Annotated in this window: 30 protein-coding genes and 1 pseudogene; 14 read left to right on the top strand and 17 right to left on the bottom strand. The window is 60.3% G+C overall.

The window, feature by feature from the left end; genetic code table 11:
* Window positions 1–2: 2 nt before the first annotated feature.
* Complete coding sequence (gene csrA, locus AU074_RS27555) at window positions 3–212, bottom strand: carbon storage regulator CsrA (RefSeq protein ID WP_017480012.1); 210 nt, start codon at window positions 210–212, stop codon at window positions 3–5.
* Window positions 213–375: 163 nt separating this feature from the next.
* On the bottom strand, window positions 376–1,191 hold the full coding sequence (locus AU074_RS27550; RefSeq protein WP_076017408.1) for an SDR family oxidoreductase: 816 nt from the start codon (window positions 1,189–1,191) through the stop codon (window positions 376–378).
* A gap of 329 nt (window positions 1,192–1,520) precedes the next feature.
* On the opposite strand from AU074_RS27550, the gene AU074_RS27545 reads away from it, so the two are divergent.
* Window positions 1,521–1,673 (top strand): DUF3309 family protein, encoded by a 153-nt coding sequence (locus AU074_RS27545; protein WP_003216767.1) that lies wholly within the window; start codon window positions 1,521–1,523, stop codon window positions 1,671–1,673.
* 60 nt (window positions 1,674–1,733) lie between these two features.
* Here the strand turns inward: AU074_RS27545 and AU074_RS27540 are convergent, their stop codons facing one another.
* Window positions 1,734–3,821: an LTA synthase family protein gene (locus tag AU074_RS27540; RefSeq protein ID WP_076017407.1), complete on the bottom strand. Its 2,088-nt coding sequence runs from the start codon at window positions 3,819–3,821 to the stop codon at window positions 1,734–1,736.
* A 322-nt stretch (window positions 3,822–4,143) separates the two neighbouring features.
* On the opposite strand from AU074_RS27540, the gene AU074_RS27535 reads away from it, so the two are divergent.
* Window positions 4,144–4,614, top strand: a complete 471-nt coding sequence (locus AU074_RS27535; RefSeq protein ID WP_076017417.1) for a methylated-DNA--[protein]-cysteine S-methyltransferase — start codon at window positions 4,144–4,146, stop codon at window positions 4,612–4,614.
* 37 nt (window positions 4,615–4,651) lie between these two features.
* Here the strand turns inward: AU074_RS27535 and AU074_RS27530 are convergent, their stop codons facing one another.
* The 4 genes from AU074_RS27530 to AU074_RS27515 form a co-directional block, all read right to left on the bottom strand.
* The gene (locus tag AU074_RS27530; protein ID WP_003172956.1) at window positions 4,652–4,843 is read right to left on the bottom strand and encodes a PLDc N-terminal domain-containing protein; all 192 of its coding nucleotides are present in this window, start codon (window positions 4,841–4,843) and stop codon (window positions 4,652–4,654) included.
* A gap of 68 nt (window positions 4,844–4,911) precedes the next feature.
* Complete coding sequence (locus AU074_RS27525; protein WP_076017406.1) at window positions 4,912–5,442, bottom strand: hypothetical protein; 531 nt, start codon at window positions 5,440–5,442, stop codon at window positions 4,912–4,914.
* Between the two features lie 41 nt (window positions 5,443–5,483).
* Window positions 5,484–5,999 carry an ankyrin repeat domain-containing protein gene (locus AU074_RS27520; RefSeq protein WP_076017405.1) on the bottom strand — a complete coding sequence of 172 codons (516 nt, stop codon included), beginning with the start codon at window positions 5,997–5,999 and terminating at the stop codon, window positions 5,484–5,486.
* Window positions 6,000–6,095: 96 nt separating this feature from the next.
* Window positions 6,096–7,922: a long-chain-acyl-CoA synthetase gene (locus AU074_RS27515; protein WP_076017404.1), complete on the bottom strand. Its 1,827-nt coding sequence runs from the start codon at window positions 7,920–7,922 to the stop codon at window positions 6,096–6,098.
* Between the two features lie 397 nt (window positions 7,923–8,319).
* Between AU074_RS27515 and AU074_RS27510 the strand changes: the two genes are divergently transcribed.
* Window positions 8,320–8,598 (top strand): DUF3509 domain-containing protein, encoded by a 279-nt coding sequence (locus tag AU074_RS27510; RefSeq protein WP_076017403.1) that lies wholly within the window; start codon window positions 8,320–8,322, stop codon window positions 8,596–8,598.
* A 54-nt stretch (window positions 8,599–8,652) separates the two neighbouring features.
* On the opposite strand, the gene AU074_RS27505 is transcribed toward AU074_RS27510, so the two are convergent.
* The 4 genes from AU074_RS27505 to aroC all read right to left on the bottom strand — a co-directional run bounded on the left by AU074_RS27505 (window position 8,653) and on the right by aroC (window position 12,140).
* Window positions 8,653–8,937 carry a response regulator transcription factor gene (locus tag AU074_RS27505; protein WP_076017402.1) on the bottom strand — a complete coding sequence of 95 codons (285 nt, stop codon included), beginning with the start codon at window positions 8,935–8,937 and terminating at the stop codon, window positions 8,653–8,655.
* A gap of 237 nt (window positions 8,938–9,174) precedes the next feature.
* Window positions 9,175–9,720, bottom strand: a complete 546-nt coding sequence (locus AU074_RS27500) for an acireductone dioxygenase (protein WP_076017401.1) — start codon at window positions 9,718–9,720, stop codon at window positions 9,175–9,177.
* Window positions 9,721–9,748: 28 nt separating this feature from the next.
* Window positions 9,749–10,900 (bottom strand): MFS transporter, encoded by a 1,152-nt coding sequence (locus AU074_RS27495; RefSeq protein ID WP_173860413.1) that lies wholly within the window; start codon window positions 10,898–10,900, stop codon window positions 9,749–9,751.
* 148 nt (window positions 10,901–11,048) lie between these two features.
* Window positions 11,049–12,140, bottom strand: coding sequence for a chorismate synthase (aroC, locus tag AU074_RS27490; RefSeq protein WP_076017399.1), 1,092 nt, complete (start codon window positions 12,138–12,140; stop codon window positions 11,049–11,051).
* 143 nt (window positions 12,141–12,283) lie between these two features.
* Between aroC and AU074_RS27485 the strand changes: the two genes are divergently transcribed.
* Together AU074_RS27485 and AU074_RS27480 are read left to right on the top strand one after the other, a co-directional pair.
* The gene (locus tag AU074_RS27485) at window positions 12,284–13,246 is read left to right on the top strand and encodes an alpha/beta hydrolase (protein ID WP_076017398.1); all 963 of its coding nucleotides are present in this window, start codon (window positions 12,284–12,286) and stop codon (window positions 13,244–13,246) included.
* A 100-nt stretch (window positions 13,247–13,346) separates the two neighbouring features.
* Window positions 13,347–14,150 (top strand): hypothetical protein, encoded by an 804-nt coding sequence (locus AU074_RS27480; RefSeq protein WP_003213127.1) that lies wholly within the window; start codon window positions 13,347–13,349, stop codon window positions 14,148–14,150.
* Between the two features lie 147 nt (window positions 14,151–14,297).
* Here the strand turns inward: AU074_RS27480 and prmB are convergent, their stop codons facing one another.
* Window positions 14,298–15,206, bottom strand: coding sequence for a 50S ribosomal protein L3 N(5)-glutamine methyltransferase (prmB, locus tag AU074_RS27475; RefSeq protein ID WP_003213129.1), 909 nt, complete (start codon window positions 15,204–15,206; stop codon window positions 14,298–14,300).
* A 240-nt stretch (window positions 15,207–15,446) separates the two neighbouring features.
* Between prmB and AU074_RS27470 the strand changes: the two genes are divergently transcribed.
* From AU074_RS27470 to AU074_RS27450, 5 genes are all read left to right on the top strand, one after another.
* On the top strand, window positions 15,447–16,037 hold the full coding sequence (locus AU074_RS27470) for a cysteine hydrolase family protein (RefSeq protein ID WP_076017397.1): 591 nt from the start codon (window positions 15,447–15,449) through the stop codon (window positions 16,035–16,037).
* Window positions 16,038–16,167: 130 nt separating this feature from the next.
* The gene (locus AU074_RS27465; RefSeq protein ID WP_076017396.1) at window positions 16,168–16,488 is read left to right on the top strand and encodes a hypothetical protein; all 321 of its coding nucleotides are present in this window, start codon (window positions 16,168–16,170) and stop codon (window positions 16,486–16,488) included.
* Between the two features lie 75 nt (window positions 16,489–16,563).
* On the top strand, window positions 16,564–17,121 hold the full coding sequence (locus AU074_RS27460; RefSeq protein ID WP_076017395.1) for a Smr/MutS family protein: 558 nt from the start codon (window positions 16,564–16,566) through the stop codon (window positions 17,119–17,121).
* A 79-nt stretch (window positions 17,122–17,200) separates the two neighbouring features.
* Window positions 17,201–17,746, top strand: coding sequence for a GTP cyclohydrolase I FolE (gene folE / locus AU074_RS27455; protein WP_024076633.1), 546 nt, complete (start codon window positions 17,201–17,203; stop codon window positions 17,744–17,746).
* Between the two features lie 104 nt (window positions 17,747–17,850).
* The gene (locus tag AU074_RS27450; RefSeq protein ID WP_076017394.1) at window positions 17,851–18,222 is read left to right on the top strand and encodes a glutathione S-transferase N-terminal domain-containing protein; all 372 of its coding nucleotides are present in this window, start codon (window positions 17,851–17,853) and stop codon (window positions 18,220–18,222) included.
* 114 nt (window positions 18,223–18,336) lie between these two features.
* Here the strand turns inward: AU074_RS27450 and AU074_RS27445 are convergent, their stop codons facing one another.
* Genes AU074_RS27445 through AU074_RS27435 form a run of 3 tightly spaced genes read right to left on the bottom strand, consistent with a single transcriptional unit; the run spans window position 18,337 to window position 21,276 of the window.
* Window positions 18,337–18,654 (bottom strand): hypothetical protein, encoded by a 318-nt coding sequence (locus AU074_RS27445; RefSeq protein WP_076017393.1) that lies wholly within the window; start codon window positions 18,652–18,654, stop codon window positions 18,337–18,339.
* Complete coding sequence (locus AU074_RS27440; RefSeq protein WP_076017392.1) at window positions 18,651–19,982, bottom strand: acyclic terpene utilization AtuA family protein; 1,332 nt, start codon at window positions 19,980–19,982, stop codon at window positions 18,651–18,653. Before AU074_RS27440 ends, AU074_RS27445 begins: the two co-directional genes overlap by 4 nt.
* A gap of 1 nt (window position 19,983) precedes the next feature.
* Window positions 19,984–21,276: a CitMHS family transporter gene (locus AU074_RS27435; RefSeq protein ID WP_076017391.1), complete on the bottom strand. Its 1,293-nt coding sequence runs from the start codon at window positions 21,274–21,276 to the stop codon at window positions 19,984–19,986.
* Window positions 21,277–21,406: 130 nt separating this feature from the next.
* Between AU074_RS27435 and AU074_RS27430 the strand changes: the two genes are divergently transcribed.
* Both AU074_RS27430 and AU074_RS34675 read left to right on the top strand, forming a co-directional pair.
* Complete coding sequence (locus AU074_RS27430) at window positions 21,407–22,300, top strand: LysR family transcriptional regulator (RefSeq protein ID WP_076017390.1); 894 nt, start codon at window positions 21,407–21,409, stop codon at window positions 22,298–22,300.
* Window positions 22,281–22,370 (top strand): annotated as a pseudogene (locus AU074_RS34675) (outer membrane lipoprotein carrier protein LolA); the annotation flags it as partial. The gene AU074_RS27430 and the pseudogene AU074_RS34675, both read left to right, overlap by 20 nt.
* 12 nt (window positions 22,371–22,382) lie before the next feature.
* Here AU074_RS34675 and AU074_RS27425 read toward each other — a convergent pair.
* Both AU074_RS27425 and AU074_RS27420 read right to left on the bottom strand, forming a co-directional pair.
* On the bottom strand, window positions 22,383–22,985 hold the full coding sequence (locus AU074_RS27425) for a glutathione S-transferase family protein (RefSeq protein ID WP_076017389.1): 603 nt from the start codon (window positions 22,983–22,985) through the stop codon (window positions 22,383–22,385).
* A 10-nt stretch (window positions 22,986–22,995) separates the two neighbouring features.
* Window positions 22,996–24,162, bottom strand: a complete 1,167-nt coding sequence (locus AU074_RS27420; protein ID WP_076017388.1) for a PLP-dependent aminotransferase family protein — start codon at window positions 24,160–24,162, stop codon at window positions 22,996–22,998.
* 82 nt (window positions 24,163–24,244) lie between these two features.
* On the opposite strand from AU074_RS27420, the gene AU074_RS27415 reads away from it, so the two are divergent.
* A complete protein-coding gene (locus tag AU074_RS27415; RefSeq protein WP_010176086.1) occupies window positions 24,245–24,679 on the top strand; it encodes a MarR family winged helix-turn-helix transcriptional regulator in 435 nt (144 codons plus the stop codon).
* Between the two features lie 190 nt (window positions 24,680–24,869).
* The gene (locus AU074_RS27410; protein ID WP_076017387.1) at window positions 24,870–26,216 is read left to right on the top strand and encodes an NCS2 family permease; all 1,347 of its coding nucleotides are present in this window, start codon (window positions 24,870–24,872) and stop codon (window positions 26,214–26,216) included.
* Window positions 26,217–26,279: the final 63 nt, after the last annotated feature.

The following is a 26,279-nucleotide window of genomic DNA, read 5'->3' as shown; positions in this document are numbered from 1 at the left end:
GCTCAAGGATTGGGCACAGGCACCGGATGGGTGTTGGCCTGTTGCCCCTGGCGACTGAGGATCTTCTGATAGACCTCCGCCCGGTGCACATTGACCCCCACCGGCGCCTCCACCCCCAGTTTCACCTGGGTGCCATTCACTTCCAGAATGCGCAAAGTGATTTGGTCGCCCACCGAAATTATTTCACCTACCGCGCGGCTTAATACCAGCATGGGGTTCGTCCTTTTTAAGTTACCGAACCCCGACCATGCGCTCCCCGCCCATCACCATCAATGGCCTTCAGGTTAAACAGGCACGTCTTACACATGCAGGTAATTTGCCTTACAGACAGGCGATGATAAATCGCGAATTGCGCCTCAGAACTAAACGCAATGTTCAGGCTTTGAGCGACTGAGCTTTCGCCCGCATCTTGTCCGCCATCACGGTCATCTCGTCATACAGCAACTGCGGGTTCTTCTGTTTCAGTGCCCAGGCCATGCGTCCCTGCTCGTGGGGCAGGATCATGAATTGCCCTTCAGCCACCTGCTGGTAGATGTAGTCGGCGATCTGTGCGGCGCTGATCGGCGAGCTTTCCAGCAGCTTGCCCACTTGGGCCTTCATCGCCGGCGTCGGCCCGCGGAACGAATCCAGCAGGTTGGTCTGGAAGAATGACGGGCACACCACGTGCACCCCGACTTCCTGCTGCTTGAGCTCCACCAGCAAGCTTTCCGAAAGAGCCACCACGCCGGCCTTGGCCACGTTGTAGTTACTCATGGCCGGACCCTGCATCAGGGCGGCCATGGAGGCTATGTTGATGATGCGACCCTTGCTCTGTTCCAGCAGCGGCAGGAAGGCCTTGCAGCCCTTGACCACGCCCATCAGGTTGATTGCGATCTGCCAGTCCCAGTCTTCCAGGGACAGTTCGCTGAAGAACCCGCCCGACGCCACACCAGCGTTGTTGACGATCACGTCGATGCCGCCGAGCTTTTCCTCACAGGCCTGTGCGAAGGCGGTGAGTTGGCTGTAATCGCGCACGTCGCAACGCTGGGTGAAGCCGTCACCGCCGGCCTGGCGCACCAGCTTCAGGGTTTCTTGCAGGCCTGCTTCGCTGACGTCCGACAAGGCCAGCTGCCAACCCTCGCGGGCCCAGCGCAGAGCGATTTCGCGACCCAGGCCAGAACCGGCGCCGGTGATCATCATGCGATTTTGCATAGGAAAGTAGCCTTGTGGTTCACGGAAGAAGTGAGCCGCAGTGTAGCGAAGGTTTTTCCCGCACCCACGCACCATCAGACTGCTGAATGCCCCAGGCAAACCGTGGGCCGGGTCCGATAGCGGGAAACCCGCCAAGTTCCATTTATTTAAACTAAGGAAGATTATTTGCAACGCGGTTAAAGGAAATAAGCTAGTTAGCAAAAAGCTTTAAAAAAACACGGAATTTTCTGCCAAACACATTGGTCGGAGTTATTAAGGCGTCCGTATTAGCTGTCGGGCCTATCCGTTAAATACCAGGTCTTTTCAGAAGACAATAAGGAAAACAAAACATGAGCCTCATTCTTATCATTATTCTGATCCTCTTGCTGGTCGGCGGTCTTCCAGTGTTCCCTCACTCACGTAACTGGGGTTACGGGCCATCGGGTATTCTCGGTACCGTGTTGGTCGTGCTGTTGATTCTGTTGTTGCTCGGCAAGATATAACGCGTTCCAGCACGCAAAAAAAAGAGGCCTTAAAAGGCCTCTTTTTTTATGCGCGGGTGTTTAGTCCGGCTTGCCGTCCACCACACCGGCGGTGTTATCCAGCAGGCTCTTGGTAGCCGTCTGCAGGAACGATTCGAGCTTCTGCTTCAGTGCAGCCTCGTCCGGCGATTCTGGAATCACCTTCCCGGTCGGGTTGGCGCCCAGTTCGTATTCCCACAACTTAGGTGGCATTTCCTTAGGCAGTACCAATACGCGGTCACCGGTGAGCAAGGCGACGGTCTGGTCGCTGCCCGACGGCTTGATCACGCCAAAGCCCTTGTCGCCTTCCGGCAGGTTGAGCAGGTCACGGCCCCAGCACTGGTGCAGGGTGTCACCGCCAAGGCGGCCCATGATGGTCGGCACGATGTCGATCTGGGTGCCCACGGTGTGGTCACGCTCGCCGAACTTCTCCTGCATGCCCGGCGCAATCATCAGCATCGGCACGTTGAAGCGGCCCAGGTCCATCTCGGTGATCTGCTGCTCGTTGCCGAAGCCGTGGTCGCCCACGACCACGAACAGGGTTTCCTTGAAGTACGGCTCCTTGCGGGCCTTTTCAAAGAACTGGCCCAGGGCCCAGTCGGAGTAGCGCATGGCCGTCAAATGCTCGTTGAGGCTGCCACGGTCGGTGACTTTCTCAACCGGCAATGGCGTCGGCAACGCGTACGGCGTGTGATTGGACAGGGTTTGCAGCAGCGCATAGAACGGCTTGCCGCCTTCACGGGCCTTCAACTCTTCCAGGCCACGGTTGAACATGTCCTGGTCGGACACGCCCCAGGTCGGGTCCGAGAACACCGGGTTGACGAAGTCATTACGCCCGATGAAGTTGGTCATGCCCTGGTTGCTGAAGAAGCCCGACTGGTTGTCCCAGGCGAAGTCGCCGTTGTAGACGTACACGTCGTCGAAATCACGATGGCTGAGCAACTGCGGCAGGCCCGACAGCTTGTGGCTGCCTTCCGGAGTCTGCATCAGGTATTCGAAGCCCGGCAGGTTCGGGAAGCACGCCATGGTGGCGAACATACCCTGGTGGGTGTGGGTGCCGTTGGAGAAGAAGCGGTCGAACAGCAGGCCCTCCTTGGACAGTTTGTCGAAGTACGGCGTGATGTTGCCCGGGCGGCCCAGGGCGCCCACCGAGTGACCGGCGAAGCTTTCCATCAGGATCACTACGACGTTCTTGATCGGCAGGGTCTTCTCGGCCGGCGGCGTGAAATCACGGCGTACCGCAGCGGTGTCGGGGTCTACCAGTTTTTCACTGGGTAACACCAGCATGTCGCGCACGGTCTGGGTGGCCAACGGCTGTTCCAGCGTGGCTTTCCAGATGTTCGAGCGTTCTTCGGAGAAGCGCGACTTGGCTGCGGCAATCAGCGACAAGGTACCGTTGAGGCCCAGTTGGTTGGCGAAGTTCGAGTCGGTGGTGTACACGTCACCCCAACGCAGCGGCGGGCCCTGGCGCAGGGTGCCACGGGCGGCAACCACGGCGATCAGCAGGCAAACCACAAACACCGCAATACGCGAATACCACGGCGCCACCTGACGGGTGCTGATGGTGCCGCCACTGAACGGGCCACGTGGGCGCGTCGCACGGTCGGCGCCTTTGAAGGCGATGCTCAGGATCAGCGTGCCCACGGCCCAGGCCAGCAGGTAGCGCACCACCGGGAAGCCGTACCAGAGCATGCTCATTACGGTTTTCGGGTCTTCCTTTACATACTGGAAGACCAGGCCGTTGAGGCGCTGGTGGAACTCGCGGTAGAAGTCCATCTCCATCAGGCCAAGGAACAGCGCGATGCTGGAGGCGACCGTCAGCCAGAAGCGGAAGAACCCGCGTGCCGCCATGGCCCGTACGCTGAACAGCGCCAGCAGCAACGGAATGCTCAGGTACACCACCAGGCGCAGGTCCAGGCGCAGGCCGTTGGCGAACGCTTCAAGGAAGGTCGAGGCCGGCGTGTCGAGGATCATCTCGCGGTTGTAGACCAGCAGCGCCAGGCGCAGCAGGGAGAACATCACCATCATGATCAAGGCACAAAGCAGCGTGTACGCCAGATGGGATTTGACGGTCGGTTGCAGCAAGCGATTAGAAGCTCGCTGCTGATTCAGGGCGTCCGGGTTTGCCATGTCGTTTTAGGACCCATTGGAAGTTTAAGTTGCGAATGAATACAGCGGCGCCCCGCCCTCGCCCAGGTACGCTGGGGTAGGCAGTTAACGCAATGGCGCAAATGGTGCCCGATCAACGCCGGCAACGCCATTGATTACTCATACCGGCCAGTGTTTGAGACTCGTCTTAGAGCCTCCTGGCAGGGAAAATAGCCGGCGAATTGTCTTGGATGGAATGTGAAAATTTTGTACAGCGAATATCTCGACACACAAAAAACAGCCGGGATTGTAGCGAGCAACTTGGGGCCGTATCTTGGCCCTCTGCCCTTTTGGATTGCCCATGATGTTTTATTGCTACCACCCAAGCCCCCTCGGGCCGCTGTTACTCGCGGCCGATGAACAAGGTCTGCGCCTGTTATATATGGACGTGCATCAATGCCCGGTGCAGGCAGATTGGGCGCTGGCAACTAACGAGTTGGATGCAGCAAGACGGCAGCTGGATGAGTATTTTGCACGCAAGCGCGAAGTGTTTGATCTAACGCTGGCGCCGGTGGGCACGCCCTTTCAGCAGCAAGTGTGGCAGGCGTTGTTGCAGATTCCCTATGGGCGTACCTGGACTTACGCTGAACAGGCACAACACCTGGAAAATCCCAAGGCGATTCGCGCGGTGGGCACGGCCAATGGCGCCAACCCGATTTCCATCATCATCCCCTGCCACCGTGTGGTGGGCAGCGATGGGACACTGGTGGGGTTTGGCGGCGGGATTGAAAACAAGGTGAAGTTGCTGGAGCTGGAAGGCAGTTGGTTGATCTGAAGGCTCCCGTGCGGGGCACGAGAGCCTTGCCCAGGGATCAGATCCGCACGTTACCGCGCGGCCCCGCAATCGCCCAGATGATCAAACCCAACACCGGCAGCAGCAGGATCAACAGGATCCACAGCACTTTGGCGCCGGTACTCGCGCCGCTTTTGAACACGTTGATGATCGCCCAGATATCCAGCGCGAGGATGATCAACCCGATCAGACCATTAAAAGTGGAACCCATGGTGTCGCTCCTAAGTGAGGGCTTGCCTGCTTAGGATAGTCAGCCGTGGCCAGGGGTTCCGTTTTATTTCAGACGTGCACCGCAACCCGCAGGGCTTCCAGGGACGGCTCGCCCTTGATCCCGACTTCGGCACACAACTCCAGCACCCGTGGCACGTCATTACCGTAGACCAGCACGGCCTGGATTTCGTCGTCCAGCAACTGGCTGAAGTTGACCAGCACGTAGCCACCGTTTTCCGGATTGAGCGCACTCATCTGGACCTGGATGCGGTTCAGCGCGGTCAGGGCTTCGGTTTTGGCCAGTTGCTTGGGCTTGAGGTTGAAGGCCACGCCCGGGCCGAACGAGGCGACGATCTGGGCGAACAGATCCAGGTAGGTGTCGGCCTGGAACAGCACGGTGTCGGGCAAACTGCCGACAACGATCCACTCGCCCAGGGGAATCGGGAAAGTGTCGTCGTAGTTGATGTCGGGGTTGGCGGCCAGGAAAGCTTCAGGATCGGCGTGGGCCTGGGCCGCTTCGTCCGCCACCTTGGCGATCTCGGGTTCGCTCATGCAGCCGGAGCTGATTTTGCTGATGAGTTCGACGAGTGCGGTTTTCATGGGGTGGTCCTGTGGCGGGGCTGATTTTGAGGGCGCAAAGCCTACACCAGTTTTTGCAACTGCGCCGCCGTATCCACTGCGCCCATGGTCTGCGCGGCTGCCAGCGCGGTCACACCCTGGGCATCGGTAGCCTTGGGGTTGGCGCCCTGGCTGATCAGGTAATCCACCATCTCGGTACGGTTGAACATCGCCGCCATCATCAACGCCGTGCGGCCATCCGAAGAGGCGCCTTCGACCAATGCACCGCCTTCGATCAACGCCTTGACCACCGGCAGGTTGCCCTTGAACGCCGCGCCGGCAATCGGCAACTGGTTCTTGTCATTGGCAATCTGAGGATCGGCCTTGAATTCCAGCAGCACTTTCACCGCGTCGACGTGCCCGTGGTAGGCAGACAGCATCAACAGCGTATCGCCATTATGGTTACGCAGGTTTGGCGGCAAGCCCTTGGCCAGCAGCGCAGCCAGCATCGCGGCATCGCCCTTGCGCGCTACGTCGAACACTTGCTCGGCAAATTCGGCAGCTTCGTCATCGGTCATTTGTTTGGCTTGGTCTGACATGTGAGGCTCCTTGTCTGGTGTTTCATAAGGCGCCCAGTCTCGCGATGGAGTTCCCCTCTGTCATGCCTTTTTTCCCAAAAGCGGCGATAGGCAGAATCAATAACGAAACTTGCCGGCCTGGATTTCCGCCAGCAGTTGCCCGGTGACCGGCACGTAATTGTCCGAACCCGGCAACCAGGCGAAGATCGGATCATCGCCGGCCTTTTCCGGGTCGAACGCCTCCTCCTTGAGTTTCACCTTCTGGTATTTGAAGGTGCCGGTGGTTTCCATCTTCACTTTGATCCGCAGGAACAACGGCACCGCATACGCGGGCAGTTGCCCATGGGCAAACGTCAGCAGCTCGCGCATGTCCAGGGAAGCCAGGGATTCGGCGGGCGTGATGGCGGCCATGCCGGCGCGGCCATTGGTGTTTTCAATCTCAACCCCGTAGGCCACCACCTCGGAGATCTGCGGGTGCTGCAGGAAGATGTTTTCGACTTCGGTGGTGGAGACGTTTTCACCTTTCCAGCGATAGGTGTCTCCCAGCCGGTCAACGAATTGGGCATGACCGAAGCCGATATTGCGCAACAGGTCGCCGGTGTTGAAGTAGCGGTCGCCCTTCTCGAACACATCGCTGAGTACAACCTTGCGATTCTTATCGGGGTCGGTGTAGCCGTCGAACGGCGCCTTGTCGTCGATTCGGGCCAATAGCAGGCCCTGACCGCCCTTCGGCACTTCGCGCATGAAACCATTAGTGCCGCGAATCGGCTCACAGCTGTCATGGGCGTAGTCCACCAGCGCCCAGTGCATCAGGGAAAAGCCGATGGTGTTGTCGAAATTCAGCACGTTGGTGAAGCCGATATTGCCGTCACTGGCGGCGTACAGCTCGCAGATGTGATCGACGCCAAAGCGCTGCTTGAATTCAGCCCAGACGCCAGGGCGCAAGCCGTTGCCGATCATCTTTGTCACCCGGTTATCCCGGTCCTGCTCACTGGCAGGCTGGTCGATCAGGTAGCGGCACAGTTCGCCGACGTAACCGAGGGTGGTCGCATTGAACCGGCGCGCATCGTCCCAGAACTGGCTGGCGCTGAACTTGCGGCGAATCGCAAACCCCGAGGCCCCGGCAATCGCCGAACCCCAGCACACGCACAGACCGGTGGCGTGATACAGCGGCAAGGTGCAATAGACGACATCCTCGGGGCCCATATCCAGGGCGATGGTGCCGAAACTGGCCGAAGTTCTCATCCAGCGGCCGTGTTTGAAAATACCGGCCTTGGGCAAGCCGGTGGTGCCGGAGGTGTAGATATAGAAGCAAGGGTCGTTGAAGTAGATTTGCTGGGTGCTGGTGGGGTTTTCCACCGGGCAATCGGCGCTGGCGGCCATCAGGTCTACGTAATTCGGCGGCACGCGGGTGTGCTGCTGATCGGCGATAAACCAGGTTTTATCGGCCTCAATTGCCACCTGGCTGCGCACGGCCTCGTAGGCCCCAGCCAACTCGGCCCCCACGACAATCGCCACCGGCGTCACCAGGTTCAGGCTGTGTACCAGCGCGGCCTGGGTTTGGGAGGTATTGAGCATCGCGCAAATGCCGCCCACCTTGGCCACGGCCAGTACGCTGAGCAACAACTCGGGGCGGTTCTCGATAAACAAGGCCACCACGTCGCCCTTGCCGATGCCCTGCTGTTGCAGGTAATGGGCAATGCGGTTGGCTTGCTCGTTGGCCTGGCGATAGCTGAGCACGCTGTCGCCATACAGCAGCGCGGCGCCATCGGGATTGCGTTGAGTGGCTTGCTCGAACGTCCAGCCCAGGCCGCACGGTTGCGCAGGGTCTGTGACGTTGGCTGCGCGCATACCGCGGACCAGGCGCGGTAGGGCACGGACAATGGTGGGCACCTTACGCAGCATCTTGCCCCAGGTGATCATGTCACTTGGCGGGTGGCTCATGGTGGGAACGTCCTTTTTCTTATTGTTCGTATGACCCTCAGGCACCCTTCGCACTGTAAGACCGGCGCCGAATGCCTTGCAGGAAAATACGCCAGCCATTCTTCGGCTGTACACGCAGGATTTGAAAAGTTTTGTATCCCAAAAGGAAAAGGAATTTAACGGCCGGTGACGCGGTCACTATGGAAGACCTGCCTCGCCCTCCCTCGGCGAAACACTTGGCAAAACCCCGCAAAATGCAGGATGCACGATGGCTATTCATGCAAATTGCACGAAACTGAAAATCTAAAAATTTTATAAATATCTGATTTACAACGATTTTTTAAGATACCCAGTACTGGCACAATCACTGCACCTATCACTCCACGCTGCAAAACATGAGCAAACGGAGCTGATAGATATGAGCCTGATCCAAGATAAATTTTCTTCTGTGTTCTCCAATTTCGACGTCACCACCCAGGCACGTCCTGATGGCGGCATTCTGTTGACCTTGCGTAACAGCGAAGGCAAGCAGATCAAACGTTCGATCTCTTATCAGCAACTGCACACGGCCGACCAACTGACGTGGGTCATCAGCGCCATTCGCCGCGACCTGGCTGAACAAGCCAGCGATCTGCCACAGATTTCGATGCTGCAAAGCCAGCATCGCTTTGCCCTGCCGACCTACCATTCGGCTTGATTGACATGCAGGACCCGAACAGGTCGTGGTGCCGTTGCGCACCACGGCCTTTTTTTATTCGCACAATCCCTGTTTGAGCGCCTCGTTCACCGCCTGCACCCGGTTGGTCACCTGCAACTTTCCATAGATGTTGCGCAGGTGAAACTTCACCGTGGCCTGGGAAACTGAGCGAATTCTGCTGATCTCCCAGACCGTCTTGCCCTCGATCGCCCAATGCAGAATTTCCCGTTCTTTTGGGGTCAGGGGTTTACCCGACAACATCGCACGCGACTTGCGGTTGGCAACCGGCGCGTTATCAGTGTGCGTGGACGGTTGTTCCTGTGGCTCTGGACCGCTCATGCAGGCCTCTCTCTCTTCAGATGGGTCTTGTAACGCCTGAAGTCGGATTACTCCTATTGACAGGCGAATAACTATTGCGACCAGAGAGAGTTACACAAAGAGTGGAAGTATTAAGTAAGGCCAACAAGAAACAGCTGCTGCCCACAAACTTTAAAGTTTATTCCTACGGCGATTTCCAACCTGCAGGAATTGAACTTAAAAAAATGCCCCCTATTCAGGAGGCATTGGCGGGCGCACTTAGTCCTCAAGCCGGGGAAAGCCCTCGGCGATCACGTCGCCGGTCAGCTTGACCGCCTGCCCTTCAGAGTCACTGAACAGGCGGATTGCCACGAAGTGCGGGTTCTCTCCCATATCAAACCAGTGTTTGATGCCGGCAGGCACCGAGATCAGGTCGTTTTTCTCGCAGAACACCGCGTACACATAGTCTTCGATGTGCAAGGTAAACAGCCCACGGCCCGCGACGAAGAAGCGTACGTGGTCTTGCGCCATGCGGTGTTCGTCGAGTCGCTCGGCACGCAGTTCGGCTTTTTGCGGGTGGTCGTTGCTGACGCTGATCACATCGACACGGGTGTAACCGCGCTCGGTCATCAGCGTGTCGATGGGCGCCTGATAAGCCGCGATGATCTCAACCTCGCTGGCGCCTGCCTCAAGCCGGGTAGCCGCCTGCCAGCGGTCGAACCCCACGCCCAGCTCAGCCAGGGTCGACGCGATATCGTCCTGGTGAGTCAGGACCTTGTTCGGGGTGTCGGGGGTGGAGACATGGTAAACGGCGAGATAGCTCATCAAACTCTTCCTCTGTCACGGAAGCGGCTCATGGCCGCTCCTCTTGCAATCGAATGCCAATGATTATGGCGGCGGCCAGGGCCGCGAGGCTGGCAATGCTGAAGGTCAGGGTCGGCCCCAGCAGGTTCCAGCTGTAACCTGAATAGAGTGCGCCCAGCGCACCGCCGGTACCGGCCAGTGCGGCATACAGTGCCTGGCCCTGGCCTTGCTGGCGAGCACCAAAACTGCGTTGCACGAACTGGATGGCCGCCGCGTGAAAACTGCCGAAGGTCGCCGCGTGCATCACCTGCGCCAACAACAGCACCCAGAAGAATTCGGCGAACGAGCCCAGCAGCAACCAGCGCAGCGCCGCCAGCAGGAAACTCGCCATCAGCACCCGGCGTACCGAAAAGCGCGAGAGAATCCGGCTCATGGCGAGGAACATCAAGACTTCCGCGACCACGCCCAGCGCCCACAGCATGCCGATCACCCCACGGCTGTAACCGAGGTGTTCGAGGTGCAAGGTCAGGAAGGTGTAGTACGGACCGTGGCTCATTTGCATCAGCGCCACGCAGGCATAAAACGCGAGGACGCCAGGGCTGCGCAGTTGCTGCAAAAAGCCGTCACCGGCCAGGCGGTTGCCCTGGGCCGGCGGCTGCGCATTCGGCACCCAGAGGCTCGCGCCGATGATGCCGGCCATGATCACCACGATCACCACCGGGTAGATGTCCAGGCTCAGCCAGTCGAACAGGCGGCCCATGATCACCACGGTGAGGATAAAACCGATGGAGCCCCACAACCGCACTTGGCTGTAGCGCGAGGTCTGGCCTTGCAGGTGCGCGAGGGTGATGACTTCAAACTGCGGCAGCACCGCGTGCCAGAAGAACGCGTGCAAGGCCATGACCAGCGCCAGCCAGGCGTAGGTCTTGCTGACAAAGATCAGCGAGAAGCTCACCAGGGTGCACACCGCGCCAAAGCGCACGATGGCCAGGCGCCGGCCGGTGTAATCCCCCAGCCAGCCCCACAGGTTGGGGGCCACGCAGCGCATCAGCATGGGGATAGCCACCAGCTCGCCAATGCGCGCGCTGGAGAAGCCCAGGTGATCGAAGTACAGCGCGAGGAACGGCGCCGTCGCCCCCAGCAGGGCGAAATAGAACAGGTAGAAGCTGGAAAGTCGCCAGTATGGAAGGCCTTGCGTCAGCATAAGTGACTTGTGGCGAGCGAGCTTGCTCGCGCTGGGGCGCGAAGCGGCCCCACTAGAAGCGCCGCAGTTCTCCAGCTAATACCGGGTTGCAGGCTTTGGGGCCGCTTCGCAGCCCAGCGCGAGCAAGCTCGCTCGCCACACACGGTCACAGCTGGCCCAATACCGGAGTACTGACTTTTACGTCGGCGTTTTGCCCACGGTGGCGCAGCAAGTGATCCATCAACACAATGGCCATCATCGCCTCGGCAATCGGCGTGGCGCGGATGCCGACGCACGGGTCGTGACGGCCCTTGGTGATCACGTCCACCGGGTTGCCGTGCACATCAATCGAGCGGCCCGGCGTGGTGATGCTGGACGTTGGTTTGAGGGCCAGGTGCGCAACAATCGGCTGGCCGGAGGAGATGCCACCGAGAATGCCGCCGGCGTTGTTGCTGAGGAAACCTTCCGGGGTCATCTCGTCACGGTGCTCGGTGCCACGCTGGGCAACGCAGTCGAACCCGGCGCCGATTTCCACGCCCTTGACCGCATTGATGCTCATCAGTGCGTGGGCCAGTTCGGCATCGAGGCGGTCGAAGATCGGCTCGCCCAGGCCCGGCATCACGCCCTCGGCGACCACGGTGATCTTGGCGCCGACGGAATCCTGGTCGCGGCGCAGCTGGTCCATATAGGCTTCCAGCTCCGGCACCTTGTCCGGATCGGGGCAGAAGAAGGCGTTGTCTTCAACGCTGTCCCAGGTCTTGAACGGGATTTGGATCGGGCCCAACTGGCTCATGTAGCCGCGGATCACGATGCCCTGGGTCGCCAGGAACTTCTTCGCGATCGCACCGGCCGCCACGCGCATCGCGGTTTCCCGCGCCGAGCTGCGGCCACCGCCACGGTAGTCGCGCTCGCCGTATTTGTGGTGGTAGGTGTAGTCGGCGTGGGCCGGGCGGAACAGGTCCTTGATCGCCGAGTAGTCCTTGGACTTCTGGTCGGTGTTGCGAATCAGCAGGCCGATGGCGCAACCGGTGGTGCGGCCTTCGAATACGCCGGAGAGGATTTCGACTTCGTCGGCTTCCTGGCGCTGGGTGGTGTGTCGGCTGGTGCCGGGCTTGCGGCGGTCGAGGTCACGCTGCAGGTCTTCCAGGGACAACTCGAGGCCCGGCGGGCAGCCGTCGACAATGGCGACCAACGCCGGGCCATGGCTTTCGCCCGCGGTGGTAACAGTGAACAGCTTGCCGTAGGTATTGCCGGACATGCAGAGCGCTCCGTGAAATCAGTTGAATCAAGTCAACCGTAATAACTTAAGGCGGCCAGTATACGCAGGCTAACCGACTAGTTCATCCTCGAAACCTTACCGGTAGACGTTGGTCCAACCGGCACCTTCCTCATGATGGCGCGATGATGCTGCGAGTTCTGCTATTGACCCTTACCCTGTTTTCCAGCCTTGGCTTCGCCGCCTCCCCTGTCGTGCTGCAACGGCCCATCAGCCTGGACACCGGCACTGGTGAGCTATTTGGCTCGCTGTTGTTACCCAAATCCGACAAGCCAGTGCCGGTGGTGCTGATCATCGCAGGCTCCGGGCCCACCGACCGCAACGGCAACAGCGCCGACGGCGCACGCAACGACAGCCTCAAGCGCCTGGCCTGGGTGCTGGCCAAACACAACATCGCCAGCGTGCGCTACGACAAGCGCGGTGTAGCCGCCAGCCTTGCCGCCACCCCCGATGAACGTAACCTGACCCTGGACGCTTATGTGTCCGACGCCGTGGCCTGGGGCAAGATGCTCAAAGCCGACCCGCGCATGGGTCCGTTGATTGTGCTGGGCCACAGTGAAGGCGCACTGGTAGCCGCCCTCGCCGCCCCGCAGCTTAATCCGGCCGGGGTAATTTCCCTGTCGGGCAGTGCGCGCCCGGTGGACCAGGTCATCCGCCAGCAACTGGCCGACCACATGCCTCCCGCGCTATTACTGCGCAGCAACCAGATTCTCGATCACCTCAAGGCCGGCCAGGTGGATGCCGATGTGCCCACACCGCTTGAGGGCATTTTCCGTCCCAGCGTGCAGCCTTATATGATCAGCCTGTTCCGCGCTGATCCTTCGGCGGCATTTGCCCGACTGAAGGTGCCGGCGCTGATCATTCAGGGCACCAATGACCTGCAGGTCGGCGTGGCCGATGCGCAACAACTGCAGAAGGCCAAGCCCGACGCCGAACTGACGGTGATCGAGGGCATGAACCACGTAATGCGCATCGTGCCCAATGACGTGAAGCAGCAATTGGCATCCTACAACGACCCACAGTTGCCGCTGGCTGCCGCACTCGGCACACGCCTGGTTCGCTTTATCGACGGACTTCGCGCCAGTTAAGCGAGTATTGCCCCTCCAGTCCTGAGTAAAACGGCCGATAAGCCATGGGTCGACAGCAAAAAGCCTGTCGGCCCGCAGAGCTTGGACAGGATCGCGCCGAATGACGAACACCGAAGCAACACCCGAACCTACCGCCGACACCACGGCTGACACCGAGGCCGCCGCATCGGCCGCGTTACCGTGGGCGGAGGTACAGGCCGAACATTTCAAGATGCTGCGCCTGGCCCCTTTAGCCACCGACCGCGCCACCGGCGTGCGGCCCCTGCGCTTTGTGCAGTTCGGCTGGGCCGAACGCAACAACAAAGACCACAGCCTGCTGCGCATGGTCATCCAATTGCCTGGCCAGCGGGTGCGCCGGGAACAGAATCACCTGGATATCTGGGTCGACCACGCCACCCACCGCGTGCATTTTGGCCCGGGCAACAGCCTGGAGATCGAACCGGCGAACCGCGGCATCGGCCGCTTCCTGGTGGCCCAGGGCGCTGCCTGGGCGAAAAAGAAGTGGTCGCACTACCGCGTCGACGGCGTTGACCTGGCCAACAAGGACGCACTGAACGAAGCCACACGCTTGCGCCGGGATCACTTCCTGCGAATCCAGGGCTTTGATGTGGCGTATGCCGATGTCCAGCATTTGAAGGGCAACGTGCAGCCGGGCAAGGTCAGCGATGTGCTGGACAGCTGGAACACGGAGAAGCTGCAGTTCGTAGAGATTCTGGAAGCGGCGCAGATGCTGCAACAGGCCGAGCAGAACCTGGCCGAGCAGGAAGTAAAGCTGCGCAAGGAAGAGGAAAAGGTCACCAAGTTCAAGCGCGAAGACAGCGGGTTGCGCTTTACGATTACGTGTTTGGTGGCGTTTACCGTGTTTCAGGCGGGGTTGTTGATCTGGATTGCGACGCACAGGTAACCCGGTTTCTCAATTGAAACCGGATCAAAATGTGGGAGCGGGCTTGCTCGCGAATGCGGTGGTTCAGTCAAGATATCCAGAGACTGACACACCGCATTCGCGAGCAAGCCCGCTCCCACACTGACCGCGTTACTCACTTGGAAGCGGTTAAACCCTGGCGGCAAACACCGCCTGATGCGCCCGGCATTGCTCTGCCGTCAACATGAACACGCCATGCCCACCGCGCTGGAACTCCAGCCAGGCAAAGTCCACTTCCGGGTACAACGCCTCGACGTGAACCTGGCTGTTGCCCACCTCGACAATCAGCAAGCCCTTCTCGGTCAAGTGATCCGCCGCTTCGGCCAGCATCCGCCGAACCAGGTTCAAACCGTCATCTCCGCAAGCCAGGCCCAGTTCCGGCTCGTGCTGGTATTCATCCGGCATGTCGGCAAAGTCTTCGGCATCAACATAGGGCGGGTTGGACACGATCAGGTCAAAACGCTGGCCCGGCAAACCATCAAAACCATCGCCCTGAACGGTATAGACCCGCTCGTCGACGCCATGGCGCTCGATGTTCTGGTTGGCCACTTCCAGTGCTTCAAAGGACAAGTCGCCCAGCACCACTTCGGCGTCCTGGAACTCGTAGGCGCACGCAATACCGATGCAACCGGAACCGGTGCACAGGTCCAGAATGCGTGCTGGCGGTGTGCCAAGCCACGGTTCGAAGCGGTTTTCGATCAGTTCGCCAATCGGTGAGCGTGGAATCAGCACGCGCTCATCGACGATAAACGACATGCCGCAGAACCAGGCTTCCTTCAACAGGTAGGCGGTCGGCACGCGCTCGTGGATACGTCGGTGCAGCAAGCGTTGTACGTGGGAGATTTCCTCTTCTTCCAGGTTGCAATCCAGGTAGCTGTCGGCAATTTCCCACGGCAGGTGCAAGGCGCCGAGCACCAGTTGCCGGGCTTCGTCCCAGGCGTTGTCGGTGCCATGCCCGAAAAACAGGTCTTCCCCATGGAAACGGCTGACGGCCCATCGGATGTGGTCGCGCAAGGTGCGCAGGCGAGAAGTGATCACGGGGGCAAGCTCCTGGAAAAAACGACCGGCGATTCTAACAGTCTTAAGCTGTACCGACGATGTACGAAAAAACCCTTTGCCGCACGTCGGATTTCATCTTAAACGTGGCTTTTGCCTAAACGTAGTGACCTATTGACATCGCTACACGCCAGCAACGGCGTACCTTACGATGGTAGCGATTCACAGAAGCGCTCAGCCAGAGGACAATGTCACAAAAGCCCCACTCACAGGAGCCCCAGAATGTCCGTTCCAAAGACGATGTTTCAACTCAGCGGTCGTGGTTACGCAGCGGCGAACCTGAACCATGCGACCCTCGTGATCATCGACGCCCAGAAGGAATACCTCAGCGGTCCCCTCGCCCTCTCGGGCATGGACGCGGCTGTGGAAAACGTCAAGCAACTGGCCGCTGCCGCGCGCAACGCCGGGCGCCCGATCGTGCATGTGCGCCACTTGGGCACAGTCGGCGGGCTGTTTGATCCCCAGGGCGAGCGCGGTGAATTCATTCCAGGCCTCGAGCCCCAGGCCGACGAGACCATCATCGGCAAGCTGCTGCCAAGCGCCTTCCATGGCACTGGCCTGGAGAAGCACCTGCAGGACCTCGGTTCCCTGGACCTGATTGTCTGCGGCTTCATGAGCCACTCCAGCGTCAGCACCACCGTGCGTGCGGCAAAGAACCTGGGCTTTCGCTGCACCCTGGTAGAAGACGCCTGCGCCACCCGCGACCTGCCGTACAAGGGCGGCATCCTCAGCGCCGACCACGTGCAGCAGACCGAAATGGCCATCATGGCCGACAACTTCGCCACCCTCGCCTTGACCAAAGATCTGATCTGATCGACCTTCGATGAGCGGGTAGCCGCCCGCTCATCCGCAAATACCTGTCATTTGCTGCAATTGCCTCTGTACCCGGAACAACCTGTGTATCTTCCGGTCGAAGGGCCGATACCCTGGAGGAAAGGTCGGAATGAAGATATCCGATGGTTTTGATGCTCGTCGCTTGCGCCCCAAGGGCCCAAGCAACTGGCGTCTGCGCATCGGCGCCGGCTTTGCCGCGCTGTTTGCGATCGTGGGCGTGCTGCTGGCAATTGCCGGTGCCGCTGGTTTGTCTGGACATTCACCGGCTTTGGGCGAACTGAACGCCAGCCCGGGCGGTTCTGCAATACTGTTGGTGATCGGCCTGCTGGTGCTGTGGTTCGGCGTCTGGCTGTGGCGCCGTTGCCGTCGGCGCATGCGCCAGCCCCTGTCACTGAACATCGCCTCGCACCTGATGAAAAAGCACGACTGATGGCGTACAGATAGCGTTTGTTGCGCATCAAGCCGCCGCGATTAGGTAAACTGCCCGCCCTTCGCGGAGGCTGACATGCAAGACGACGATTTTTCCCTATTCAAGAACGAGCTGCGCGGCGTCAAGCCGATCAAGCACGATCGCGCCGAGACCGGCAAACCCAAGACCGACCGCGCCCAGATCGCCAAGCTGCGCCAGGCCGCGACCGTGCGCACGGACGCCACCACCGTGGACGGCCTGTCGGATCAGTTCGTTATCGATGTAGGCCCCGAAGACGAGCTGATGTGGGCCCGCGACGGCGTGCAGGAAAGCCAGATGCGCAAGCTCAAGGTCGGCCAGATTCCGTTCGAAGGCAGCCTCGACCTGCACGGCATGACCGTCGAAAAAGCCCGCGAAACCCTCTGGGCGTTCCTCGCTGAAGCCACCAAATTCGAAATCCGCTGCGTGTGCGTCACCCACGGCAAGGCTGTGCGCCTGGACGGTAAGCGGCCGATGATCAAAAGCCACGTCAACACCTGGCTGCGCCAGCACTCGCAAGTGCTCGGTTTTACCTCATGCCAGCCACGTCACGGCGGCGCTGGTGCGGTGTATGTGATGCTCAAGCGCACCATGATGGAAGGCCGCGACGAGTAACAAGTGCCATCGTCAGGCTTGCAGCGATGTGTTGGCCGCCGTACCCTTGCCCTTTGCGAAAACCCTACTAGGTAGTTTCATGTCCCTGGAACAGAATTACACAGAGATCCTTGGCCAACTCGGCGAGGACGTCTCCCGCGAGGGCCTGCTCGACACGCCAAAACGTGCAGCCAAGGCCATGCAGTATCTTTGCCGCGGTTATGAACAGACCCTCGAAGAGGTCACCAACGGTGCCTTGTTCAGCTCTGACAACAGCGAAATGGTGCTGGTCAAGGACATCGAGTTGTACTCGCTGTGCGAACACCACCTGCTGCCGTTTATCGGCAAGGCTCACGTCGCGTATATCCCGAGCGGCAAAGTGCTGGGCCTGTCGAAGGTCGCGCGTATCGTCGATATGTATGCCCGCCGCCTGCAGATCCAGGAAAACCTCAGCCGCCAGATCGCCGATGCGGTCCAGCAGGTCACCGGCGCCCTGGGCGTTGCGGTGGTGATCGAGGCCAAGCACATGTGCATGATGATGCGCGGTGTGGAGAAGCAGAATTCGTCGATGATCACGTCGGTGATGCTGGGTGAGTTCCGCGAAAACGCGGCGACCCGCAGCGAGTTTCTCAGCCTGATCAAGTAATACGCAGCACCTGGAAAAACCGGCGTTCATCGCCGGTTTTTTTTCGCCTGTGAAAAATCAGGTAAGCTGCGGCCCCTTAAGTCTAGGGCAAGAGGTTTATAACCGTGTTCGTTAAAGCGCTTCGAGTAGGCCTCGGCCAGATCATCATCTTCGGCGACTTCATCACCCGCCCGCGCAAGCAACAACGCCCGGCGAGCGCCCAAGCCCTGGTTGACCAGGCGGCCAAGGACCTGACGCTGTATCAATTCCACGCCTGCCCGTTCTGCGTGAAGACCCGCCGCACCCTGCACCGCCTGAACGTGCCGGTGGCCTTGAAGGACGCGAAGAACAACGAACAGGATCGCCAGACCTTGCTGGAGCAAGGCGGCAAGATCAAGGTGCCGTGCCTGCGCATTGAAGAAAACGGCCAGACCACCTGGATGTACGACTCCAAGGTGATCATCGATTACCTGGACAAGCGGTTTGCGGCGGTCTGAAGCCCGGCCACGCTTCCCCTGTAGGAGCGAGCTTGCTCGCGAAGGTCGCAAACGATAACGCGGGAAGCCTGGCACCCAGCGGGATTCTCAGGTTTTTCGCGAGCACGCTCGCTCCTACAGGGAGCGCAATTCAATATCCAGTAATGCAGAGCCCAGGCACTTGCCATGGGCATCCAGCGCCAGCGACCGCGTCACCCCACCCCGCAAGATCCCCGGCAACACGAAGTTCAGCGCCTGCACATTGGGCAGCTCATAACGCCGCACCGGTGCTGCGCCCTCCTCCAGTAACGGCGCAAAAAACGCCGCCACCGCCTCAGCCGTCAATTGCTCGCAGAGCAGCGGATAGTCCTCGGCCCGATACGCAATGATCGAGATGTTCGAGGTGTCGCCCTTATCGCCGGTACGCGAATGGGCCAGGGTATGCAGCTTCATGACTCGATCCTCGGGTTGACCGCATTGCGCGCCAGCAATAACGACGCCACCGCCACCACCTGGCGCAGGCTCTTGCTCGCGCCACCGCCGCCGGAGGGGCCGTTGGTGTAGAGGGTTTCCACTTCATTGCCGACGCGCACCGCCTCGCTGCGTTCTTCGCAGCGGGCGGCAACGCGCAGGCGCACTTCCCACGGTTCAACAGTGCTGCGCGGGCCGTGCAGGGAGTCGATGCCGATCAATTCGGCACGCACGTCCTGCATGCGCACGCCGGTCAGTTCCAACCGTTTGAGGACTACATCGCGAGCCAACTGCGCACGGGCGATCGCACCCGGGCCGCCGTAGGAAATCTGACCCTCGCCGATCCAGCCATCCAGATACCCGACACTGACTTTCAACTGCTCTGGCCTTGGCCGTCCACTTGCGCCATGGGCTCGCACCCGGTCCACGGCTTCTTCGGTAAACGCCACCCCGGAAAAATCCGCGCACACGTCCGGCGTAAGGTAGGCGGCCGGATCATGCACTTCGTAGATCAGTTGTTCGGTGCACGTGGCCCGGCTGACCCGCCCACCGGTGCCGGCGACCTTGGTGATCAGTGCCTCGCCGTCGGCATCAATCTCGGCCAACGGAAAGCCCAGGCGTGCCAGGTCGTCCACGTCCTTGAAACCCGGATCGGCAAAGTAGCCACCGCTGACCTGCCCGGCACATTCCAGCAAATGCCCCACCAGCGTGCCACGTCCCAGGCGTTGCCAATCATCGCCAGCCCAACCGAATTCGAACATCTGCGGCGCCAGGAACAACGAAGGGTCTGCCACCCGGCCGGTGATCACCACGTCGGCATCGGCGCGCAACGCGTCGATAATGCCGTCGGCACCCAGGTAGGCATTTGCGGAAATCAGCCGATCGCCCAATGAGCCAAGGGTCTGGCCGTTGTCGAGCAACTGCTCCGGCTGGCCCCGCAGGGTCTCAAGCACGTCATCGCCAATCACCGCCAGCACCTTGAGGTTCAGCCCCAGCTCACTGGCAATCCGGCGCACTTCCACTGCCGCCGCCACAGGGTTGGCCGCGCCCATATTGGTAATTACCCGCAAGCGCCGGCGCCCGCCGGGCTGGCCGACAAAGGGCAGCACGCGGCGCATGCGCTCACTCAGCAGCGGGTCGTAACCGCCTTGTGGATCGCTGATCCGCGCCTGTTGCGCCAGGGCGATGGTGCGTTCAGCCAGGCATTCGAAGACCAGGTAATCCAGGTCGCCCTGTTCGGCCAACTCCACCGCAGGCTCGATACGGTCACCGGAGTAGCCGGCGCCGGAACCGATGCGCAAGGTTTTCATGTCAAATCACTCCCAGGAGCAAAGCCGTCAGGGTCATCAACACCGACGCGGCAAACAGAAAGGGGATGGTGAAGCGCTGGTGATCGGCCAGTTCGATCTTGCACAGGCCCACCAACAGGAAGGTCGCGGGCGTCAGCGGGCTGACCGGGAAGCCGGTGGTGTGCACGCCCAGCAACGAGGCCTGGGCCACTTGCAGCGGGTCGACGCCCAGGGCTTTGCCGACTTCGGCAATCACCGGCATCACGCCGAAGTAGTAGGAGTCGGGATCAAACAGCATGCTCAACGGCATCGACAGGAAGCCCACCACCGCCGGGATCAGCTTGCCGTGGCCCGCCGGAATCTGCGCCACCGCCACCTCGGCAATGGCCTTGAGCATGCCGGTGCCTTGCATGATGCCGGTGAACACACCGGCGGCGAGCAGGATGCTGGCCATGGTCAGGGCGGTTTTTGCGTGGGCATCGATCCGCGCGCGCTGGGCGTCGACGTTCGGGTAGTTGATGCACAACGCCACCACGGTGCCGAGCATGAACATCACCACCGGGTCGACCCAACCGGCAATCATCACCACCATCACCAGCACCGTCAGGATCAGGTTGACCCAGAACAGCCGCGGGCGACGCAGGGCAATGTCCTCCTCGCTGAGCACCCGTTGCGGCACGGCGTCCACACTGGAACCGGCGCCCAGCCCCAAGCGTTTTTCTTCACGGTGGCCCAGCCACCAGGCGCAGGCAAACACAAAGACCAGGCCGACGATCTGCACCGGGATCAGCGGCTGGAACAAGTCCGCCACCGGCACATGCAACGCCGCCGAAGAGCGCAACACCGGGCCGGTCCATGGCAGGAAGTTGACCCCGGCCGCCATCGCCGCCACACACGCGAGGATGCGTTTATCAATCCCCAATCGCGTATACAGCGGCAACATCGCCGGGATCGTCACCAGGAAGGTCACCGCGCCGGAGCCGTCCAGGTGCACCAGCAACGCCAGGGTCGCGGTACCGACGACAATCCGTGTAGGACGCGTCCCTACCGTGCGCAGGATGCGATCAATGATTGGATCCAGCATGCCGGCATCGGTCATGATCCCGAAAAACAGGATCGCGAACACAAACATGCCCACCACGGGGGCGACGTTCTTGATGCCGGTGATGATGAAGGTGCTGGTTTGCAGGCCGAAACCGCCGAGCAGCGCGGCGATGATCGGCAAGGCGATCAGGGCCACCAGTGGCGACAGGCGTTTGCTCATGACGGCAGTGAGCAGGCACAGGATGGTGATGACACCCAGGGTAGCGAGCATGGGGTAACTCCAGAACGGCGTTTTCGGCCGGTTATTGTTTTCCTGGAGTATTGGAATCGCGTTAGGCTTTGTAAATTGGAATATTCGGTACTCCACATTCGAAAAAACAAAACGTTCGAGCAAAATAAAAATGAAAAATTCGATCCAGCATATCCAGGCGTTTCTCGCCGTTGCCCGCACGGGCAGCTTTACCAAGGCCGCCAATGAGCTGCACTTGTCGCCCTCAGCGCTGACCGTGCAGGTGCAACAACTGGAGGAATGGCTCGGGGTTGCCCTGCTCGACCGCAGCCCGCGCCACGTCAGCATCACCGCCGCCGGCCTGGATGCACGCGGGCCGATGGAAAAGCTGTTGCTCGACCTGGACAACATCGTCACCGGCTCCCGCGACCTTGCGGCGCTACGTCGAGGCGTGGTGACCATCGCCGCCCTGCCCTCCGTGTGCGCCGGTGCATTGCCGCCGGCCCTGCGTCTGTTTCGCGAGCGCTTTGCCGGGATCGAGGTGCGCCTGCATGACTTGGTGGCCCATCGCATTCATGCGCAAGTGCGTTCGGGCGAGGTGGATTTCGGCATTGGCGTGCGGGCGCGGTTGAGTCATGGGCTGGCGTTTGTGCCAGTGCTGAATGATCGGTTATGTGCGTTCGTGCCGCTGGATCATCCGCTGACTCGCTTTGCAAAGTTGAGCCTGGAGCAACTGGCCGAGCAGCCGATCATCCTCACCGGCCGCGACAGCAGCGTGCGGGAACAGGTGGACGCGTTGTTCGACGAAACACGCCTGACGATGCTCGCGGGGATGGAGGCCAACTACATGTCGACCGTGTTGGCGTTGGTGCGGCAGGGCTTGGGGATCAGTGTGTTGCCGGAATCGGCGGCGGACAGCCTGGAAGGGTTGAAGCGGATTATGATTAATCATCCGGGGGTGAACCGGGAGATCGGGTTGATCAGTCGGAGTGGGCAGCCGTTGAGCCCGGCGGCAGAACGGTGCTTCGAACTCTGTAGGAGCGAGCTTGCTCGCGAAGAACGTTAACGATAACGCGGGGCATCTGATACCCCGCGGTGTTCTTGCGTTTTTTGCGAGCAAGCTCGCTCCTACAGTAGAAGACCGGTGATCAGCCCAGCATCGGCACATGCTTTGGATGGCTGGCCACGCGTTTCAACCACGCCTGCACACCCGGATAAGCGCCCAGGTCAAAACCACCCTCATTCGCCACATGGGTGTAGGCATACAGCGCCACATCGGCAATCGAGAACTGGTCGCCCACCAAGTACGGGGTCAACTGCAACTGACGCTCCATCACCTTCAGGGCTTTATAACCGCCCTTGTGCAGCTTCTTGTATTCCTCCAGCCGATCTTCCGGCAGCCCCAGGTAAAACTGGATAAACCGCGCCACCGCAATATACGGTTCATGGCTGTACTGCTCGAAAAACTGCCACTGCAGCACTTGGGTGCGCAGGCGCGGTTCGGTGGGCAGGAACTCGCTGCCGTCGGCGAGGAAGTTGAGGATCGCATTGGATTCCCACAGGCAGGTGCCGTCTTCGAGTTCCAGCACCGGGATCTTGCCGTTGGGGTTCTTGGCCAGGAACTCTGCGGTCTGGGTGTCGCCGTTCAGGATGTCGACATTGATCCACTCATAGTCGATGCCCAACAAGCTGAGCATGAGTTTGACCTTGTAGCAGTTGCCCGATTTGTAATCGCCGTAAACCTTGTACATGGAGGCTCCCCTATGCCGCTTGCGCGTGCTGTGCTTGACGGACCACCGCGGCAAGACGCTTGAGACCTTCGTCCAAACGCGCCGGGTCGATATGGCTGAAATTGAGCCGCAGGTGACCGTGATGGTTATCCGGCTCGGAAAAGAACGGCTCACCGGGCATGAACGCGATGTCCTGGTCGAGCGCAGGTGCCAACAAGGTGCGGGTATCGAGCGGCTGTTTCAAGGTCAGCCAGAAGAATAATCCGCCCTGGGGTATTTGCCAGTCGGCCAGGTCGCTGAAATGCCGCGCCAGTGCAGCCTGGAATGCATCGCGGCGGCCTCGGTAGAAACTGCGCAGTTCCACCAGGTGGTGCTGGTATTTCTCGGTGCCGATCCATTGCATCGCCTGCCACTGGCCAACGCGATTGGTGTGCAGGTCCGCCGATTGCTTGAGCTTGAGCAGGTGCGGGAACAGGTCCGGGCTGGCGATCAGGTAACCGACCCGCAGGCCGGGCAACAACGTCTTGGATACGGTGCCGGTGTAGATCCAGCTGGCCTTTTTCAGCCGGCTGACGATGGGTTGCGCGCTGCCGCCGTCGAAGGTCAGTTCGCGGTAGGGCTCGTCCTCGATCAGGGTCACGCCGAACTCGTCCAGCAGTGCGGCGACGGCCTCGCGCTTGGCCTCGCTGTAGCGGACCGCCGAGGGGTTCTGGAACGTCGGGATCAAGTAGACGAAGGACGGACGATGCTGCTCAAGGCTGCTGCGCAGCGCCTTCAGGTCCGGACCGTCCGCTTCAAGCTGCACGGTCAGGCACTCGGCGCCGAATAGCTGGAATATCTGCAACGCCGCGAGATAAGTCGGGCCTTCCAGCAGGATTTTGGTGCCGTTGTCGATATACAACTTGGCCGCCAAATCCAGGGTTTGCTGGGAGCCGCTGACCACCATGACCTGGCTGGCCTGGCACGCAATACCCAGCCCCCGCGCCTCGGCCGCCAGCAACTCACGCAACTGCGGCTCGCCTTCGCTCATGCCGTACTGGCCAATATTCAGCGGCATGCCTTCCCAATCCAGCTTGGGCAGCATCACTTCGGCCGGCAGGCCACCGGCGAAGGACATCACCTGCGGCTTTTGCGCCGCCGCGAGGATTTCACGGATCAAGGAGCTTTTGAGGCGCGAAACACGTTCTGAGAAGGCCATATGGGTCACCGGTAGCGAAGCCTGAGGAAAATACGTCAAACTGGTTGACCGAAATTACGACGACTTGGGCAGATACGTCAATATGCTTGACCTTAAAAACCAGACCAGCCAACAAACCGCCATGGAAGCCTTCTTCTTCGGCTACCAGGCGTTCACCGCCAAGGCCGACGAAATGCTTGAGCGCCGGGGCCTGAGCCGGGTGCATCAACGCATCGTGTTTTTTATCGCGCGCTACCCGGCCTTGAGCGTCAAGGAGTTGCTGGAATTGCTCGGCGTGAGCAAACAGGCGTTGAACATGCCGCTGCGCCAGTTGCAGGAGATGCACTTGGTGAACAGCGTGGCGTCCGAGACCGACAAACGTAAGCGCCTGCTGGAGTTGACCGAAGAAGGTCAGCGTTTCGAACAATCCCTGCGTCGCGAGCAAGTGAAGCTTCTGCAACGGGCGTTTGCCGAGGCTGGCGAGACGGCAGTAGAGGGCTGGCTGGCGGTAAACAAGGCACTCGGCGGCCAATCCTGAATTGCCTTTCATCCTTTTCGCACACAAAATAGAAAACATTATTTGCTTTATTTGTATACAAAAGCATAATTCGCTTCGTGCGAGTTCCTGACCTATTGGTCAACAAAACCCGCTGGTACCTCAAAGCGCTGCTGCCCACTCATGTGTCCGGCGCTGGAAATAACAATAAAACTCTTGAGGAGTACTTGCTGTGGAAAGCCGCAAATCCGAAGCCCCTACGCTCGACCTCTCGCCAACCCACAACGGTTGGCTGGAACGCCTGTTCAAACTCCGCTTGCATGGCACCACAGTGAAGACCGAGCTGATCGCTGGCCTCACGACCTTTATCACCATGGCCTACATCATCTTCGTCAACCCCAACATCATGGCCGACGCCGGCATCGATCACGGCGCGGCGTTTGTCGCCACCTGCATCGCGGCTGCGCTGGGTTGCCTGCTGATGGGGCTCTACGCCAACTGGCCGGTAGGCCTGGCACCAGGCATGGGCCTGAACGCGTTTTTCACCTACACCGTGGTCGGCACCATGGGCTACAACTGGGAAACGGCACTGGGTGCGGTGTTTATCTCCGGTGTGTTGTTCATGATCCTGACGCTCTCGCGTATTCGCGAGTGGCTGCTCAGCAGCATTCCGGTGAGCCTGCGCCACGCGATGGGCGCAGGTGTCGGACTGTTTCTCGGGGTGATCGGCCTGAAAACCGCCGGCATCATCGTGCAAAGCCCGGCCACCCTGATCAAGCTCGGCTCCCTGCATGAGCCCGCCCCGCTGCTGGCGGCGATCTGCTTCCTGTTGATTGCGATCCTCAGCTACCACCGGGTATTTGGCGCGATCCTGATCAGCATCATCGCCGTGACCCTCGCCGGCTGGGGCCTGGGCCTGGTGGAGTACCACGGCATCATCGCCTCCCCGCCAAGCCTGGCGCCGACCTGGATGGCCATGGACGTGATGGGCGTGTTCAACGTCAGCATGATCAGCGTGGTGTTCGCCTTCCTGTTTGTGCACATGTTCGACACCGCTGGCACCTTGATGGGCGTGGCCCAGCGTGCAGGCCTGGTGAATGCCGATGGCAAGATCGAAAACCTCTCCCGCGCCCTGAAAGCCGACAGTGCTTCCAGCGTGTTCGGCGCCATGGTCGGCGTGCCGCCAGTCACCAGTTACGTGGAAAGCGCCGCCGGGGTTGCCGCCGGTGGCCGTACCGGGCTGACGGCCGTTACGGTTGGCGTGTTGTTTATCGCAGCGATGTTTTTTGCTCCGCTGGCTGGCATGATTCCCGCTTATGCCACCGCAGGCGCGTTGATCTATGTGGCGATGCTGATGATGAGCGGCATGGCTCACATCAACTGGGACGACGCCACCGACAGCATTCCGGCGATCGTCACGGCGATCATGATGCCTCTGACCTTTTCCGTCGCCGATGGCATCGCGTTGGGTTTTATCACCTACGTGGCGCTGAAGGCCGGCACGGGTAAACACAAGGAAATTTCCATCAGCCTGTGGGTGCTGTGCGCGATCTTCATCGCCAAGTTCGCGTTCCTGTAGGCCAACTGGCTTGACCCTGCCTCACCCCGTCGGGTGGGGCTTTTGTACGAATGGAGGAATGCA

The sequence above is a fragment of the Pseudomonas sp. ATCC PTA-122608 genome (assembly GCF_001952855.1).
Taxonomy (GTDB): domain Bacteria; phylum Pseudomonadota; class Gammaproteobacteria; order Pseudomonadales; family Pseudomonadaceae; genus Aquipseudomonas.
Note: the sequence above shows the minus strand (reverse complement) of the source record. Positions and strands in the feature narration are given on the sequence as shown.